Raw genomic sequence first — 15197 nt, forward strand, 5'->3', positions numbered from 1 at the left:
ACTCCGGTGCACCGCGGTGACCACGCTGTTCACCCGAGGTGCCCGTACACCTGTCATCGCTGCGTGGCGCCGACCTCCCCGTACTGCTCGGTGGTGGCGGTGGGCAGCCGGCCGGCCAGCTGGGCCAGATCGTAGGACTGCCGGGCCATCCAGTAGCGCAGCACGCCGGTCAGCGAGTAACGCAGGAACAGCGCCGCGCCCACCACGCTCAACGCCACCCCGGCCAGGGCGATGGTGAGCGCGTCGCGCTGCACCAGCGCGTCGGAGGTGTTGTGCGACATGAGATAGGCCAGCAGCGTCACCACCGGTCCGAGCACCAGCAGCGCGACGCCGAGCCGCAGCCACAGCGCACCGCGCCCGGCGGCGGGATCGGGGATCTTCAACTCCGCGAGTTCTTGGACGAAACGGTCCGCACGGGTGGATTCGGTCATGATGAACTTCCTAGATAGAGGGTGGCCAATTCGTTGCGGAGCCCCGCGTCGGGCGGGCCCTGATACTCGACCCGGCCGCGGACCAGTACGGCCGCCGAGTCGGCGATATCCAGTACCGCGGCGGCGAACTGCTCGACGATCAGCACCGCGACGCCCTGCCGGGCGATCTCGGCGACCTGCTCGTAGAGCCGGCCCACCACCAGTGGCGCCAGGCCCATGGACAATTCGTCGAGCATCAGCACCGCGGGGTCGGTGGCCAGCCCGCGCGCCAGGGCCAGCATCTGCTGTTCACCGCCGGACAGCGTGCCGGCGGTCTGATCGGCCCGCTGCGCCAGGATCGGGAACCGGGAGAAGGCGATCTCCTCGATCTGTTCCCGCGGCCGCCCGGTGAAGGTCATCATCAGCAGGTTGTCGCGGACCGTCAGATTCGGGAACACCCCGCGTCCTTCGGGGATCAGGCAGACGCCGGCGCGCGCCAGATCCCGGGGATCGACGCCGTTGACCGGACGGCCGCCGAGCCGCAACTCCCCCTCCGACACCGGATGCACTCCGGCGGCGACGGAGAGGGTGGTGGTCTTTCCCGCGCCGTTGGGCCCGAGCAGCGCCACCACCTCACCGGCCCGCACGCTCAGGTCGACACCGTGCAGGACGGTGATCGCCCCGTACGCCGCGCGGATCCCGCGCAGTTCCAGCATGGTGGTCATGCGGCCCCCAGATACGCGGCCAGCACCTGTTCGTCGGCGCGGATCACCTCCGGTGGCCCCTCGGCGATCACCGAGCCCAGATCCAGGACGTACATGTGATCGCAGACGCTCATCACCAGACCCATATCGTGTTCCACCAGCACCACCGCGGTGCCGTCGGCGGCCACCGAGCGGAGCAGATCGGCGAACCTGTCGGTTTCCGTACTGTCCTGGCCGGCGGCGGGTTCGTCGAGCAGCAGCAGGGTCGGCCGGACGGCGAGCGCCCGGCCGACCTCCACCAGCCGGGCCAGACCGGTGGGCAGGGCGTCGGCGAGATCGTCGGCGCGCGAACCCAGTTCGAGGCGGTCGATGATCTCGTCGGCGATCTGTTTGGCGTGCCGCCGGTGCGGGCCGAGTTCGGCGGCCACGAGCAGGTTGTCCCGCACCGACAGCCGGCCGAAGAGTTCGAGCCGCTGGAACGTCCGGGCCATACCGTGGCGGGCCCGCCGCGCGGGCGCGGCACGGGTGATGTCCTTGCCGTCCAGGTGGATCCGGCCCGCCGCGGGCCGGCGCAATCCGCAGATCACGTCGAACAGCGTGCTCTTACCGGCCCCGTTCGGGCCGATCAGTCCGGTGACCTGCCCGGCCTCGGCCCGCAGGCCGGCGCCGTCGAGCGCCCGGCGGCCACCGAAGGTGACCGTGATATCGCTAACGTGCAGCAGCGATGGCATCGTCGAGCACCTCCTTGTCCCCGGTCCGCCACGGGCGTTTCACGCCCCACCATTCGACCGGTACATCCGGCTCGCCCGCGGCCGCCCGCTGTTCCCGGTTGTTCGCCCAGATCCGCACCGCGAAGACGCCGAGCACCGAACCCCAGAACAGGATCCAGCCGTCGACGGCACCGGCCAGCCGCAGCAGCCACAGCGCCACCGGGATACCGATCATCGCGGCCAGCGCGAACCGGTTGCGGATCGCGGCCTCGAAGCCCTCCCGCATCCGGGCCACCGCGCCGTGGCTCACCACACCGCCGCCGAACGCGATACCGGCCAGCGCCGGGATCACATGGATCAGGTTCTCGGTCGAGGGGAACAGCACCGGGACCGCCAGCAGCGGGCCGTAGAGGGCCACGCCGACGAACAGGCCGTTGCCGAGCGCGCCGAGTCCGGCGAACACCGCGACCAGGAAGATCGGCATCCCGGCCACGAAATTGAACTGTTCCGGGGTCACCGACCCCATCTGCATACCGAACAGGGCGCCGCCCAGCCCGGCCAGACCGGCGCTCAGCGCGAACACCGCGACCTTGGCCAGCAGCAGATTCCCGCCGAGGGTGGCGTAGGCGGCCTCACTGTCGCGCAGGGCGATGAGCCGGCGGCCGAACCGCCCGCGCCGTAGTACCGCGACACCGAGGGTGGCGACCGCGAGGCAGACCGCCGCGAAGATCGTGACCCGCTCGACGGTATCGAGGTGCAGCCCGAACAGATTCAGTCCGGCGACCTCCACCGAGCCCTGGTCGAAGAACGAGATCCGCACCCCGGCCACCTCGAAGGCGGGCAGGTTGAAGATCCAGCGGTCCATGATCACCGCGAACGCCGCGGTACCCAGCGCCAGATACACGCCCGACAACCGCAGCGCCGGCACCGCGACCAGCGCGCCCGCGATCGCGGCGATCAGCACGGCGCCTATCAGGCCCCACCACTGCCCGTCCGGCGCCAGATGCGCGTAGGCCACCGCGCCGATCCCGGCCATGGTCAGCTGGGCCAGCGAGATCTGCCCCGCGTATCCCGACAGCGGCACGAACGACAGCGCGATCACACCGAAGGCGAACATCGGCCCGTAGGCGATCAGATCCCCTTCGCCGAGTGTGGTCGCGACCATGAGTCCGAGTAGCACGATCACCCCGGCGAAGAACACCGCGCCGCCGCGGGAAGGCGTGGGCACCGGGCTGAGTTTGCGGTCCCGGCCCCGCAACCGGCCGTGCGGGAACAGCAGCAGTGCCAGCAGCAGCAACAACGCGGGCGCGGCCAGCCGCAGCCCCGGCAGGTACTCGTTCTGCGGAAGATACCCGGTCAGATAGCTTTCCATCAGGCCGATCACGACCGCCCCGAGGAAGGTCATCGGCAGGCTGCGCAACCGCCCGAAGATGGCGGCGGTGTACGCGCTGACGATCAGCAGTGACAGCGTGGAGGCATCCAGCGAGACCGTCGGGGCGATGAGGATGCCACCGATGGCGGCGAGTTCGATACCGAGGATCCAGGCGACCCGGTTGGCCCGGACCGGGTCGGCGCCGGTGAGTCCGGCCAGTGCCCGGTCGTCGACCGTCGCCCGCATCTCCGCGCCGGTGCGGGTGTTGAACAGCAGCACTCGCAATCCCACCGCCACCGCGACCGCCACCAGCATGGTCAGCAGCTGATGCCAGGTAACGGTCGCCGAGCCGAGCCGGATCGGCTCCACCTCGGCGAAGAAGGTGGGCAGAGTCCGGGCTTCCATCGGATCCCAGATCCAGCGTGCGAGGGCGATGAGACCACTGAGCAACGCGACCGTCATCACCAGTTTCTCGGCGTCGCCGAGACCCTGCACGGCCCGCAGCGCTCGTTCGACGAGCAGACCGGACAGCGGGGCCAGCACCAGCAGCACCACGGCGAGGGCTATCGGTACCGGGACACCCCAGCCGGCGGTGAGCTGCCAGTAGGAGAAGGCAGCCATCATCCCGGCGGCGCCGTGCGCGAAATTGAAGATTCCGGTGGTCGTATGGGTGAGCACCAGGCCGCTGCCGATCACGGCGTAGACGGCGGCGGTGCTCAGCCCGACGATCCCGAAGGCGAGGAATTGATCCATGATCGGTTACTTGACGTCCGCCATGGTCTTACCGACATCGGCGAGCGTCATCGGCTCCCCGTAGTTGCCGGTGTACCGGTAGGGCGGGGTCCCGCAGCGCACCAGGCCGTTGTTGGCGCCGAAATCCGCCGGTTTCCAGCCGTCCGCGGTGGCCTGCATGACGTTGAAGCAGGTCGGCGGCGCGTCGGAATCGGACAGATCGTTCGGGCTGTGCAGCCCGCCGCCGGTCCATTCGGTTTCCTTCTTCGCCGTCTCGATCAGGCAGGTGCGGGTGAGTTCGGATCCGCAGGCGCTCGCCGATTTCGCGAACAGCAGCCAGGCCGAGAAGGCGCGCACCGCGGGCAGCGTCATCACGGCGTCCGGGGCGTACTTCTTGTACAGATCCTGCAACTGCTGCATGGACGGGGACTTGTCGGCCTGCTGCGGCGGTGTCACACCGCCGAGATCCACCAGGTTGTTCTGATAGGTCGCGGACGGGCCCAGCAAGTCTACGTAATCGGGCCGGAAGGCGTTGTTGTTCGGGTCGATCCAGTCCAGTTTGTAGTCCATCGAGGTCAGTTTCTCCTCGAGTTTGGCCAGCGGCGCATCTTCGCCGTACCAGATCAGACCGCGGACCCCGCTGTTCTTGATGGCCTGCGCGTAGGGCGTCCAGTCGGTGACGCCGCCCACCGGATACAGCTGGTTGTAGATGACGTTCGCGCCCATCGCCTTCAGCGATTCGACCGCCTTGTCACCGAGGACCTTGGTGACCGGGGAGTCGCCGTTGATGATGCCGACCGCGCCGGCCGACTGCGGGTAGGCCTCCTTGGTCAGCCACTGCCGGAAGGCGTTGTAGGGGTCGTAGTGGGCGTAGGTGCTCGGGGAGGGGATCACCTGCAGGTCGGTGCCGAGGTTCGGCTGCTGGGAGACCTGCGCCGGGATATCGGGCAGCGTGCATTCCAGCCGCTCCTTGGTACCGAGACCGTCGAGGCCGGCGCCGCCGCCCACGAGAGCGAAATCGGTACGGCAGGCCTCCACCATCTTCTGGCGGACCGCCATCACCTTGGAATCGTGGATCTGGGTGGTGACGGTGCGCCCGTTGATTCCGCCCGCGGCATTGCACCAGGAGGTGAACACCTTCGCGGCATCCACGAATTCGGGGTTCTTGGAGTAGCCGACATCGGAGAAGACGCCGATGGTGATCTCTTTGTCGGTGACGCCCTGGGTCGGTGAGCCGGAGGCGTCACCGCCCTGGCAGACCCCGCTCAGATCGCCGAAATCGGCGACCACGGTGTCGTCCGAGGACGACGACTCGACTTCGCTGCCGGTGCGGCCTCCGCATCCTGCGGTGGCGAGCAGAGCAACGGCCAGCAGTGCTGCGGCGGCTGTTCGCTTCGGTCTCACGACGGTCCTTTCTGCGCTGGGCCCCATCGGCCAGCCGATCGTGATCAGGCGGGACAGCGGCCCGCCCGGACACCGAGCTCCGCATCGAGCCTTCCCGGCCGACCGGGTCGTATCCGCAGCTCTCGGTGAATGAAAACTAGCTTCTCACTTATCGAGAATCAATATCCTGTTTTTCGGGTACCCCAGCCTCCGGAGGACTGTGTTCGCGCCGGACGAGCCGCGTTGTCGCCGCGACCCCGCAGGGGCCTGCGACCTGGCCGGAAATACGTCGCGTTGACTATCCGGCCATCCCGTGGAAATCTGTTATCCGAAAGCGAGAATATCATTCTCATCGAGAGGAGGCGCGATGCGGATACCGCCGCTACCCGCGGACCGGTGGGACGAGGAGGTCGACAGCGCGCTCCGGGTGATGCTGCCGCGCCGGCTGCGCAATCCGGAGTCGGCGAGCAACGCCCTGTCGACACTGGTCCGGCATCCCGCGCTGACCAAGGCGTTTCTCACCCTGAACGTCCACCTGCTGTTCCAGTCCTCGCTGCCGGCACGGCTGCGCGAACTCGCCATCCTGCGGGTCGCTCATCTGCGCGACTGCGTCTACGAGTGGAACCACCACCGGGAAGCCGCACTCGCGGAGGGCATCACGGAACAGGAGATCGAGGCGGTCCGCCGCGGTGAGGCGGAGGCCGGGCTCGACCGCCTCGTCCTGCGCGCGGTCGACGAACTCGACGAGAAATCGAATCTGACCGACGCGACCTGGGACGCGTTGTGCGCAGAACTCGACGAACACCAGCGGATGGATCTGATCTTCACCATCGGCACCTACAACACGCTCGCCGCAGCCTTCAACACCTTCGGCGTCCGATCCGAGTACGAGAGGTAATCCCTTGGCACACTTCAACAAACCGGCAGCGGGTAGCTGGACCGAGCATTACCCGGACCTGGGCACCGAACCGGTCGACTACAGCGATTCCATCGATCCGCAGTTCTACGAGGACGAGCGCGAGGCCATCTTCAAGCGGACCTGGCTCAATGTCGGCCGGGTGGAACGGCTGCCGCGCAAGGGCAGCTACTTCACCAAGGAACTCACCTCGGCCGGGACGTCGCTGATCATCGTCCGCGGCAACGACAACGAGATCCACGCCTACCACAACGTCTGCCGGCATCGCGGTAACAAGCTGGTCTGGGACGATTTCCCCAACGAGGAGACCTCGGGCTTCTGCAAGCAGTTCACCTGCAAGTACCACGCCTGGCGCTACAGCCTCGAGGGCGAGCTGACCTTCGTCCAGCAGGAGAAGGAGTTCTTCGGCCTGGACAAGGCCGACTACGGGCTCAAGGATGTGCGCTGCGAGGTGTGGGAGGGGTTCATCTTCGTCAACCTCGACCCCGACGCCGAACCGCTGACCACCTTCCTGGGCCCGATGATCAAGGGACTCGAGGGTTATCCGTTCCACGAGATGACCGAGGTGTTCAGTTACAAGGCCGAGGTCGGCAGTAACTGGAAGCTGTTCATCGACGCGTTCGCCGAGTTCTACCACGCCCCGATCCTGCATATGAAGCAGGCGGTCAAGGACGAGGCCGACAAACTCGCCGGCTACGGCTACGAGGCGCTGCACTACGACATCCAGGCGCCGCATTCGATGATCTCGTCGTGGGGCGGTATGGCCCCGCCCAAGGACCTGAACATGGTCAAGCCGATCGAGCGCATCCTGCGCAGCGGTCTGTTCGGCCCGTGGGACCGGCCCGATATCGAGGGCCTGGATCCGCTGCCCGTGGGTATCAATCCCGCCGGCCACAAGGCCTGGGGCGTGGACGAATTCGAGATCTGGCCCAATATGTCGCTGCTGTTCTGGGCGCCGGGCTGGTACCTCACCTACCACTACTGGCCGACCGCGGTGAACAAGCACATCTTCGAGGCCAATCTCTACTTCGTGCCGGCGAAGACGGCCCGCGAGCGCCTGGCGCAGGAGCTGGCCGGGGTGACCTTCAAGGAATACGCGTTGCAGGACGCCAACACCCTCGAGGCCACCCAGACCATGATCGCCACCCGTACGGTCACCGATTTCCCGCTCAACGACCAGGAGATCCTGCTGCGCCACCTGCACAAGACCGCCCAGAAGAAAGTCGAGGAATACCGCAATGGCAACTGAGTCGAAACTGCCGGCCGAATTCGCCGATCTCGCGAAGTTCGAGGACTGGATCCTGCCCACCGAGCCCGAGCGGTACGCCAAGCGGCTGGCCTCCAGCATGCCGGAGATGCAGGAGTTCTACGACGCGGGGATGGCCCGCCTCGAGGACGCCATCGCCTACTGCGACCGGTTCGATCTCGACGATCTGCCCGACGACGCCCGCAATCTGTTCCATCTGATGCAGTCGCTGGTGATGGCCTCGTTCCCGGTGGAGGTGTGGAAACAGCCCCGGGTGCCCGACAGCGGCGCGGCCTACCTGGACATCGTGCGGGAGCCGGTGGTCTGACGTGCTTACCCTACGAGCCGCCGGCCTGCTCGACGTGGACACCGGCGAGATCATCCGTCCCGGCATCCTCCGTGTCGACGGCGACAGAATCGTCGGTGTCGGGGGTGAGGCGGAGGGGGAGGTCATCGATCTCGGTGACCTCGTCCTGCTGCCCGGTCTCATGGACATGGAGGTCAACCTGCTGATGGGCGGGCGGGGCGAAACCGGCCTCAGCTCCTCGGTGCAGGACGATCCCCCGCTGCGCATGATGCGGGCGGTCGGTAATGCCCGGCGCACACTGCGCGCCGGGTTCACCACCGTGCGAAATCTGGGCCTGTTCGTGAAAACCGGCGGCTATCTGCTGGATGTCGCGCTGGGCAAGGCGATCGACGCGGGCTGGATCGACGGGCCCCGGATCGTGCCCGCCGGTCACGCCATCACCCCGACCGGTGGACATCTGGACCCCACGATGTTCTCGGCGTTCGCCCCCGATGTGCTGAAGCTGACCCTCGAGGAGGGAATCGCCAACGGCGTCGACGAGGTCCGCAAAGCGGTGCGGTACCAGATCAAACACGGCGCCCAGCTCATCAAGGTCTGCGTATCCGGCGGCGTGATGTCGCTGACCGGCGCGCCCGGCGCCCAGCACTATTCGACCGAGGAACTGTGCGCGATCGTCGACGAGGCGCATCGCCGCGGGCTGCGGGTGGCCGCCCACACCCACGGGGCGGACGCGGTCAAGAACGCGGTCGCGGCCGGGATCGACTGTATCGAGCACGGATTCCTGATGGACGACGAGGCCATCGAGGCACTGGTTCGCGCGGGCACCTATCTGGTGCCTACCACTCGACTGGCCGATGCGATGGATGTCTCCAAGGCTGCCCCGGAACTCCAGGCCAAAGCGGCCGAGATGTTCCCCCGTGCGCGGACCTCGGTGAAGGCCGCCTACGACGCGGGCGTCAAGATCGCGGTCGGCACCGACGCGCCCGCGATACCGCACGGCCGCAACGCCGACGAACTGGTGGCCCTCGTCGAACGCGGACTCGATCCGCTCACCGTGCTCCGCGCCGCGACGGTCACCGCGGCCGAGCTCATCCAGGTCGAGGACCGGGGCCGGCTGGCCGAAGGACTGCTGGCGGACGTTATCGGCGTTCCCGGCGATCCGCTGGCCGATATCACCGTCACCCAGCAGGTGCGGTTCGTGATGAAAGGCGGAAAGGTCTATGGCGGCAACCGATGACATCATCGAGATCCAGCAGTTGCTGGCGCGCTACGCGGTCACCATCACCAAGGGTGATATCGACGGGCTGATCGGCGTCTTCACTCCGGACGGCACCTACAGCGCGTTCGGCGACACCTACACCCTGGATGTGTTCCCCGAACTCGTCGACGCCGCGCCGAAAGGCCTGTTCCTCACCGGGACACCGTTGCTCGAACTGGACGGCGATACCGGCACCGGCACCCAGCCGCTGTGCTTCGTCGAGCATTCCAGCCACGATATGCGGATCGGCTACTACAGCGATACCTATCTGCGCACCGAGCGGGGCTGGCGGCTGCGGACCCGCGCCATGACGTTCATCCGGCGCAGCGGCGAACACGACTCCGGGATCCCGCACGCATTCGAGCGGCCCACGGTATGAGCGGCTCAGGCCCGGAGGCGGAAGCGGAGCGTCACCACGCAGGGCCGCCGCTCATACCCCACGAACACAGCATGAGCGGGTCGGGCCCGGAGGCGGAAGCGGAGCGTCACCACGCAGGGCCGCCGCTCATACCCCACGAACACAGCATGAGCGGGTCGGGCCCGGAGATCGAGGGATTCCGGTCGCGATTGCGTAGCTGGCTGGACGAGCACGACCTCTCCCCCGGGCCGGAGGACGGATTCGACGCCCAGGTGGCGCAACTGGCGCGGGTCCGCCGCGCCCTCTACGACGCCGGCTGGATGCGCTACGGCTGGCCGGAGTCCGTCGGCGGTCTGGGCGGCGCACCACTGTTGCGAGCCGTGCTGGGTGAGGAGGTCGCCACCCGCGACCTCGCCGAACCCGGGATCTATTCCATGATCGAGGTCCTGGCGCCGACGATGATCTCCTTCGCGCGCCCGGAGCTGGCCGCGGAGATGGTGCCGCGGCTGCTCGACGGTTCGGAACAGTGGTGTCAGGGGTTCTCCGAACCCGGTTCCGGGTCCGATCTCGCGTCGCTGCGGACCAGAGCCGAACCGCGCGGTACGGACTGGGTGATCAACGGGCAGAAGGTGTGGACCAGCCTCGCGCAGTTCGCGTCCCGCTGCGTCCTGCTCACCCGGACCGGGCCCGGCCACGACGGGATCACCGCGTTCTTCGTCGATATGGACACCCCGGGTATCACCGTCCGCCCGCTGCGGACCATGCACGGAGTGGACGAATTCGCCGAGGTGTACTTCGACGATGTGGTGGTCGGCGCCGACCGGATGCTCGGCGATCCGGGCGACGGCTGGCGGGTGGCCATGGATCTGCTGCCCTATGAGCGCTCCACCTGTTTCTGGCACCGCATCGCCCATCTGTTCACCCGGCTCGACCGGGTGCTGGATCAGACCGCCGACGGCGACGACGCCGACCTCGGGGCCGCGTATCTGGCCCTGCACACGGTGCGCTGCCGTTCCCGGGAGACCCAGCGGCGCCTGGCCGGCGGCGCCGCGCTGGGGCCCGACACATCGATCGACAAGGTGCTGCTGGCCACCGCCGAACAGCAACTGTTCGATACCGCCCGGGACCTGCTGCCCGGGGAGATAGAACTCGACGACACCGCATGGCGTTCGGAATTCCTGTATTCCCGGGCGGCCACGATCTACGGCGGTACCGCCGAGATCCAGCGCAATATCATCGCTCGCCGCCTGCTGGATCTGGGGAAGGAATAAGGGTGGATGCCGCCGAACTGACCCTGCTCACCGATACGCTGCGCAAGACCATGACCGCGCCGCCCGGCGGCGGGCTCTATCCCGCGCTGTGCGAACTCGGCTGGCACGACCTGCTGACCGGCGCGGAGACCGCGGATATCGCCGTCCCACTGGTCTTCCGGCTGCTCGGCGAAACGGGCGCCCATGCCCCGCTCGTCAACGATGTGGTCGCGTATGCGGCCGGCCGGCCGTTCGGGGAGGCCCCCGCCCTGCCCTTCACCGGCGGGAGCCTGGTGCGCTGGCGCGCGGAAGCGGTTGCCGGAGACGATCTGCTGGACCCCGATCTGCCGCTGGTGCGGCTCGGCGGTGCCGCCGGATCCCCCTTCGCCGCGACCGGTCCGCTCCTGACGCCCGCGCGGCGGGCCATCGGCTGGTGGCTGACCGGATCGTCGCGGGCCATGCTCACCCTGGCCCGCACCCATGCGCTGGAGCGGCAGCAGTTCGGCAGGCCGGTCGCCGGGTTCCAGGCGATCCGCCACCGTCTCGCGGAGACGCTGGTCGCCATCGAGGGCGCCGAGGCCGCTCTCGGGCTCACCCCGGACGACGCGCACCACCCGGCGCATCCGGATACCCAGCGCTCGAATCCGGAAGAGTCCGACGCGCTCGCGGCGCTGCTCGCCAAGGCCGCGGCCGGGCGGGCGGCACTGCTCACCGCGCGGCACTGCCAGCAGGTTCTCGGCGGTATCGGCTTCACCGCCGAACACGAATTCCACCGGCACTACAAGCGGGTGCTGGTATTGGACGGATTACTGGGCAGCGCGCGGGAACTCACCCGTGAGGCGGGCGCGATGCTGCGCAATCTCGGTTACGCACCCCGCCTCGCCCAGCTGTGACCACATACCGATCCGCTCCGCCCCGGCGGCGCACCAGGGTGGGGATCGACGGGCCGCCCGGCACAACGACGTCGGTACGACATTCCGGCCACCGGGCTCCGGGTCTCAGACCCGGGTGATCAGGCGCACGCCTGGGAGGTCCCCCCGGAGATCGCGACCAGTCCGCACATCGTGGTGGCCGCGATCTTCCACCCGTCCGCTTCCCGGACCGCGTGACCGAGCTGATTGCTCACCACCGGATTTCCGGAGATGTTCAGGGTGAATCGTAGTTCCGCGCTGCTGGAATCGAGCAGTTTCACATCGGAGATCTGCACGGTGGTGAGCGCGGTGCGGATGTGGTTGACCATCCCGCCGATCTCGGTCTCGAAATCCTCGCCCCGTTCGACCAGAGCTATCCGGTCCGCGGTCGGGGTGGCGGGTGCGAAGAAGGTGTCGTAGACACCGTTGATGGCCGCCGCGGCCGCGGCCGGCGAATCCGACACGGCGACACCGGCGCCGGGACCCTCCGGCGCCGCGGCCGCCACCTCCTTCGGCACTTCGGTCGTCGGTAGTACGTAGCAGTTGTCGGGACCGAAGAAATTGCCGCAACCGGTGATCGCGCTCAAGGAGAGGGCGACCCCGCAGGCCGCGGCGGTTCGGGCCACCCGGCGTCTTCGTGACATCGATCTGTCTTTCTGGAGAGTGGTGATACGCCGCCCGGGAAACGGCGTTTCCACGGGCGCAGCGGAGTTTAGCCCGGGACCCCCTGGGGTATAGGCGGATTCGAGGCTTTGAGCGGATGGATATCCGGTAAATATCCGGGCACGCGAAACCGGACCGCCGGCGGCCGGATGGCATATCGATACTGCGCAACCGATACGACACATCCGGCCACCGGCCGGACCCCCTCCGCGGAACACCCGCTCCACGGAGGGTCGAGAATCCCCACCCCCGAGGAGGCGGCGGGGTACGGACACCCGGACGGGTGTCAGCTACACGCGGGAACCGCTTGGCCGCTGCCCTGAACCGCCAGCAGCGCACAGAAGGTCATGGCCGCGACCTTCCAGGTATCGCCCTCCTTGAGCGCCTGCCCGGACTGGTCCGGCAGCACGGGATTACCACCCAGCAGCAGGGTGTAGGTGACATCGGCGGTCTTGTCGTCGACGAGCTGGACGGCCGAGACGGTCACGCTGGTACCGGAGGCGCGGGGATCGGAGGCCATTCCCTCCAGGAAGGGCTTGAAGGCGTCGCCCTTCTCGACCAGCCCGGCCCGGGTCGCGGGCGGGGCTTTGCCGTCGAAGAAGGTGACATAGGCGTCGGTGATGGCCTTTTCGGTCTCCGCGGACGCGGTGGCCGGGGCCGCCGACGTGGTGGCGGCCGGGGCCGAGGTCGCCGCCGCGGCGTCGTCCTCGGAATCGCCGCAACCGATGACGGCGGTGGCGGTGAGGGCCATCAGGCCGATGAGAGCGGCGGTACGCCGCGTTCTGCTGGAGCGCATGACGGAAACCTTTCCGATGGGCACTTCGTCACCGAATTGTCCATCCGGGAAATTCAGAAACAGGGTCCCGGGCGGTCGTAATTCGGTTACGCTGCCCGTGTCAGAAAGAATCCCTGATCGCCGGTTTCCTGCTCGGCATCGATATTCTCTTCGATATCGGGGGATCGTCACCGCGGCGAACGGGACGATCCCCCGATGGACATCTACTTGATGTTCGTCTTCATCTGTTCCAGATCCACCAGGATCGGATATCCACTCACGCTCAGGGCATTTCCGTGACCGGTCGAATGGATATCGAAAACCGACTGGATCGCGGCATAGAACCCCTGGACGTCGAGCGTCTGGTTGACCGCCCGTTTCGCCTGCCGCAGCCCGAACGGCGGCATCTTCGCGATCTGCGCGGCCAGTTCCGCGGTTTTGGCGGGCAGTTCCTCGAGGGGCACCACGGTATTGACCATGCCCGCCTGTTCGGCCTCGGCGGCGGTGACCGCACGCCCGGTGAACAGGATCTCCTTGGCCTTGCGATGGCCGAGTTCCCAGGTGTGACCGTGGTACTCGACCCCGCCGATACCCATCATCGCGACCGGATCGGAGAACAGCGCGTTATCCGCGGCGATGATCAGATCGCACGGCCAGCACAGCATCAGGCCGCCCGCGATACAGCGGCCCTGCACCGCGGCGATGGACGGTTTCGGCACATTGCGCCACCGCAGGGTGTATTCCAGATACCGTCGGCTCTCGGTCTGATAGATCCAGTCGAGCGTGATCTTCTCCGGCTTCGGCCAGCTGTCGTCCTTCAGATCGTGGCCGGCCGAGAAATGTTTTCCGGCCGCGTTCAGGACGATCACCACGACCTCGTCATCGGTCGCGGCCCGGGTCCAGGCGGCATCCAATTCGTCCAGTAGCGCGGAATTCTGCGCATTGGCCGCCTCGGGCCGATTCAGGGTGATCGTCGCGATCTTGTCGGCGACCGTGTAGTCGATATACGACAAAACAGTGCTCCTCGGTTCCGGGACGCACCGGGGCGGGCCCCGATGCTCGTATTCCGTTTACTGCGCCGCCCGGCGCCGGTGGCTCCGGCGGAGAGGCGGGCGCGATCCCATGATGTCGCCGGTCACCGCCGGGACGCACGGTGTTCGGCGGCCACCACGGCGCGATGCACGGCGGCGCCGCCGAACAGCAGTTCGCCGGCCTTGGCCCGTTTGATCGCGAACTGCAGGTCGTTCTCCCAGGTGAATCCCATGGCCCCGAACAACTGGACACCGTGCCGGAACACCAGGGACTGGCATTCGCCCGCGGCGGCCTTGGCCATCGCCGCGGCCAGGGTGCGGCGGGAGTCGTTCTCCGCCAGGCACAGTGCCGCGAAGTATCCCAGCGCCCGCGCGCGTTCGATGGCGATATGCATATCGGTGGTCTTGTGCTGCACCGCCTGGAAGGCGCCGATCGGAGTATCGAACTGCCGCCGGGTGCGCACATGGTCCAGGACGAGATCCAGCACCCGCTGGCAGGCGCCCACCGTGGTGAGCGCCAAACCGGTCAGGGCGAGTTGACGGGCGCGCACCGGATCGCCGGTGCCGCGATCGGAGTCGGTGACCCGCACCGCGTCGAAGGTGACGTCGGCGATATGCAGGACCGGATCGAAAACCGCCGCCCGGCGGGTACTCACCGCGTGCGCGGGCACCAGGAACACACCGGCCTCGGTGACCACGGCGAGGCGATCGCAGCGGTCGCCGTCGAGAACCTGGCGGGCCGTACCGTTGAGCAGCCATCCGTCACCGTCGCGGGTGGCGGTGACGCCCTCGAAGATCGCGGCGCCGGTACCGTCGGCGGTGGTGGAATCCCCGGCCAGCGGCGCGTACTGGGTCATCGTGGCGAGATAGGGCGTCGGATCGGTGGCCCGGCCCAGCCCCTCCAGCACGATTCCGAGTTCGACGGTGGCCTCCGGTTCGAGGAGTTCGGTCCAGCCGAGTTCGACGTAGGTCTTCCAGAGCCGGCCGGAGTCCGCACCGGCGTCCACGATCTCCCGGATGACCGACGGCGGGCACTCCTTGGCCGTGACTTCCCGGACCGTATCGCGCAGCAGCCGTTGATCGGCATCGAACTCGAAGAGCATCCGGGCTGCCTCCTGTTGGCGGGGTTGCGTTACGTTCAGGAGAATAGCATTCTCTTGAGATGAAATTA

16 protein-coding genes are annotated in these 15197 nt (G+C 67.7%); 7 read left to right on the forward strand and 9 right to left on the reverse strand.

Going from position 1 to position 15197, the window contains the following annotated elements; all coding sequences use genetic code 11:
- Positions 1-53: 53 nt before the first annotated feature.
- The 5 genes from ACZ6SF_RS24095 to ACZ6SF_RS24115 are packed head-to-tail and all read right to left on the reverse strand — an operon-like array spanning position 54 to position 5332.
- Positions 54-431 carry a hypothetical protein gene (locus ACZ6SF_RS24095; RefSeq protein ID WP_466064680.1) on the reverse strand — a complete coding sequence of 126 codons (378 nt, stop codon included), beginning with the start codon at positions 429-431 and terminating at the stop codon, positions 54-56.
- Complete coding sequence (locus tag ACZ6SF_RS24100) at positions 428-1135, reverse strand: ABC transporter ATP-binding protein (protein WP_449999602.1); 708 nt, start codon at positions 1133-1135, stop codon at positions 428-430. The genes ACZ6SF_RS24095 and ACZ6SF_RS24100 overlap by 4 nt, the downstream gene beginning before the upstream one ends.
- Entirely contained in the window at positions 1132-1845 is a 714-nt protein-coding gene (locus ACZ6SF_RS24105; protein WP_449999604.1) for an ABC transporter ATP-binding protein, read from the reverse strand. Before ACZ6SF_RS24105 ends, ACZ6SF_RS24100 begins: the two co-directional genes overlap by 4 nt.
- On the reverse strand, positions 1823-3949 hold the full coding sequence (locus ACZ6SF_RS24110) for a branched-chain amino acid ABC transporter permease (protein WP_466064682.1): 2127 nt from the start codon (positions 3947-3949) through the stop codon (positions 1823-1825). Before ACZ6SF_RS24110 ends, ACZ6SF_RS24105 begins: the two co-directional genes overlap by 23 nt.
- Positions 3950-3955: 6 nt before the next feature.
- On the reverse strand, positions 3956-5332 hold the full coding sequence (locus ACZ6SF_RS24115; protein WP_466064683.1) for an ABC transporter substrate-binding protein: 1377 nt from the start codon (positions 5330-5332) through the stop codon (positions 3956-3958).
- A gap of 346 nt (positions 5333-5678) precedes the next feature.
- On the opposite strand from ACZ6SF_RS24115, the gene ACZ6SF_RS24120 reads away from it, so the two are divergent.
- From ACZ6SF_RS24120 to ACZ6SF_RS24150, 7 genes are all read left to right on the forward strand, one after another.
- Entirely contained in the window at positions 5679-6209 is a 531-nt protein-coding gene (locus tag ACZ6SF_RS24120; RefSeq protein WP_449999817.1) for a carboxymuconolactone decarboxylase family protein, read from the forward strand.
- Positions 6210-6213: 4 nt separating this feature from the next.
- Positions 6214-7476: an aromatic ring-hydroxylating oxygenase subunit alpha gene (locus tag ACZ6SF_RS24125; protein WP_466064685.1), complete on the forward strand. Its 1263-nt coding sequence runs from the start codon at positions 6214-6216 to the stop codon at positions 7474-7476.
- A complete protein-coding gene (locus tag ACZ6SF_RS24130; protein ID WP_466064687.1) occupies positions 7466-7801 on the forward strand; it encodes a hypothetical protein in 336 nt (111 codons plus the stop codon). The genes ACZ6SF_RS24125 and ACZ6SF_RS24130 overlap by 11 nt, the downstream gene beginning before the upstream one ends.
- 1 nt (position 7802) lies before the next feature.
- Positions 7803-9017 (forward strand): metal-dependent hydrolase family protein, encoded by a 1215-nt coding sequence (locus tag ACZ6SF_RS24135; RefSeq protein ID WP_466064689.1) that lies wholly within the window; start codon positions 7803-7805, stop codon positions 9015-9017.
- Entirely contained in the window at positions 9001-9417 is a 417-nt protein-coding gene (locus tag ACZ6SF_RS24140) for a nuclear transport factor 2 family protein (protein ID WP_466064691.1), read from the forward strand. Before ACZ6SF_RS24135 ends, ACZ6SF_RS24140 begins: the two co-directional genes overlap by 17 nt.
- A gap of 146 nt (positions 9418-9563) precedes the next feature.
- Positions 9564-10667 (forward strand): acyl-CoA dehydrogenase family protein, encoded by a 1104-nt coding sequence (locus ACZ6SF_RS24145; RefSeq protein ID WP_466064693.1) that lies wholly within the window; start codon positions 9564-9566, stop codon positions 10665-10667.
- Between the two features lie 50 nt (positions 10668-10717).
- Positions 10718-11539, forward strand: a complete 822-nt coding sequence (locus tag ACZ6SF_RS24150) for an acyl-CoA dehydrogenase family protein (RefSeq protein WP_466064941.1) — start codon at positions 10718-10720, stop codon at positions 11537-11539.
- A 119-nt stretch (positions 11540-11658) separates the two neighbouring features.
- Here ACZ6SF_RS24150 and ACZ6SF_RS24155 read toward each other — a convergent pair whose 3' ends face one another.
- The 4 genes from ACZ6SF_RS24155 to ACZ6SF_RS24170 all read right to left on the reverse strand — a co-directional run bounded on the left by ACZ6SF_RS24155 (position 11659) and on the right by ACZ6SF_RS24170 (position 15129).
- Positions 11659-12201: an MTB12 C-terminal domain-containing protein gene (locus ACZ6SF_RS24155; RefSeq protein ID WP_466064695.1), complete on the reverse strand. Its 543-nt coding sequence runs from the start codon at positions 12199-12201 to the stop codon at positions 11659-11661.
- Between the two features lie 305 nt (positions 12202-12506).
- Positions 12507-13016 carry an MTB12 C-terminal domain-containing protein gene (locus ACZ6SF_RS24160; protein WP_449999808.1) on the reverse strand — a complete coding sequence of 170 codons (510 nt, stop codon included), beginning with the start codon at positions 13014-13016 and terminating at the stop codon, positions 12507-12509.
- Positions 13017-13219: 203 nt separating this feature from the next.
- Entirely contained in the window at positions 13220-14008 is a 789-nt protein-coding gene (locus ACZ6SF_RS24165; RefSeq protein WP_466064697.1) for an enoyl-CoA hydratase, read from the reverse strand.
- A 122-nt stretch (positions 14009-14130) separates the two neighbouring features.
- Entirely contained in the window at positions 14131-15129 is a 999-nt protein-coding gene (locus ACZ6SF_RS24170; protein ID WP_466064699.1) for an acyl-CoA dehydrogenase family protein, read from the reverse strand.
- Positions 15130-15197: the final 68 nt, after the last annotated feature.

The organism is Nocardia sp. NPDC049935 (assembly GCF_055586645.1).

Bases quoted from the DNA above. Each gene is read 5' to 3' on its own strand.
- ACZ6SF_RS24095 (WP_466064680.1), bottom strand. From the start codon at position 431: ATGACCGAATCCACCCGTGCGGACCGTTTCGTCCAAGAACTCGCGGAG.
- ACZ6SF_RS24100 (WP_449999602.1), bottom strand. From the start codon at position 1,135: ATGACCACCATGCTGGAACTGCGCGGGATCCGCGCGGCGTACGGGGCG.
- ACZ6SF_RS24105 (WP_449999604.1), bottom strand. From the start codon at position 1,845: ATGCCATCGCTGCTGCACGTTAGCGATATCACGGTCACCTTCGGTGGC.
- ACZ6SF_RS24110 (WP_466064682.1), bottom strand. From the start codon at position 3,949: ATGGATCAATTCCTCGCCTTCGGGATCGTCGGGCTGAGCACCGCCGCC.
- ACZ6SF_RS24120 (WP_449999817.1), top strand. From the start codon at position 5,679: ATGCGGATACCGCCGCTACCCGCGGACCGGTGGGACGAGGAGGTCGAC.
- ACZ6SF_RS24130 (WP_466064687.1), top strand. From the start codon at position 7,466: ATGGCAACTGAGTCGAAACTGCCGGCCGAATTCGCCGATCTCGCGAAG.
- ACZ6SF_RS24140 (WP_466064691.1), top strand. From the start codon at position 9,001: ATGGCGGCAACCGATGACATCATCGAGATCCAGCAGTTGCTGGCGCGC.
- ACZ6SF_RS24145 (WP_466064693.1), top strand. From the start codon at position 9,564: ATGAGCGGGTCGGGCCCGGAGATCGAGGGATTCCGGTCGCGATTGCGT.
- ACZ6SF_RS24150 (WP_466064941.1), top strand. From the start codon at position 10,718: ATGACCGCGCCGCCCGGCGGCGGGCTCTATCCCGCGCTGTGCGAACTC.
- ACZ6SF_RS24155 (WP_466064695.1), bottom strand. From the start codon at position 12,201: ATGTCACGAAGACGCCGGGTGGCCCGAACCGCCGCGGCCTGCGGGGTC.
- ACZ6SF_RS24160 (WP_449999808.1), bottom strand. From the start codon at position 13,016: ATGCGCTCCAGCAGAACGCGGCGTACCGCCGCTCTCATCGGCCTGATG.
- ACZ6SF_RS24170 (WP_466064699.1), bottom strand. From the start codon at position 15,129: ATGCTCTTCGAGTTCGATGCCGATCAACGGCTGCTGCGCGATACGGTC.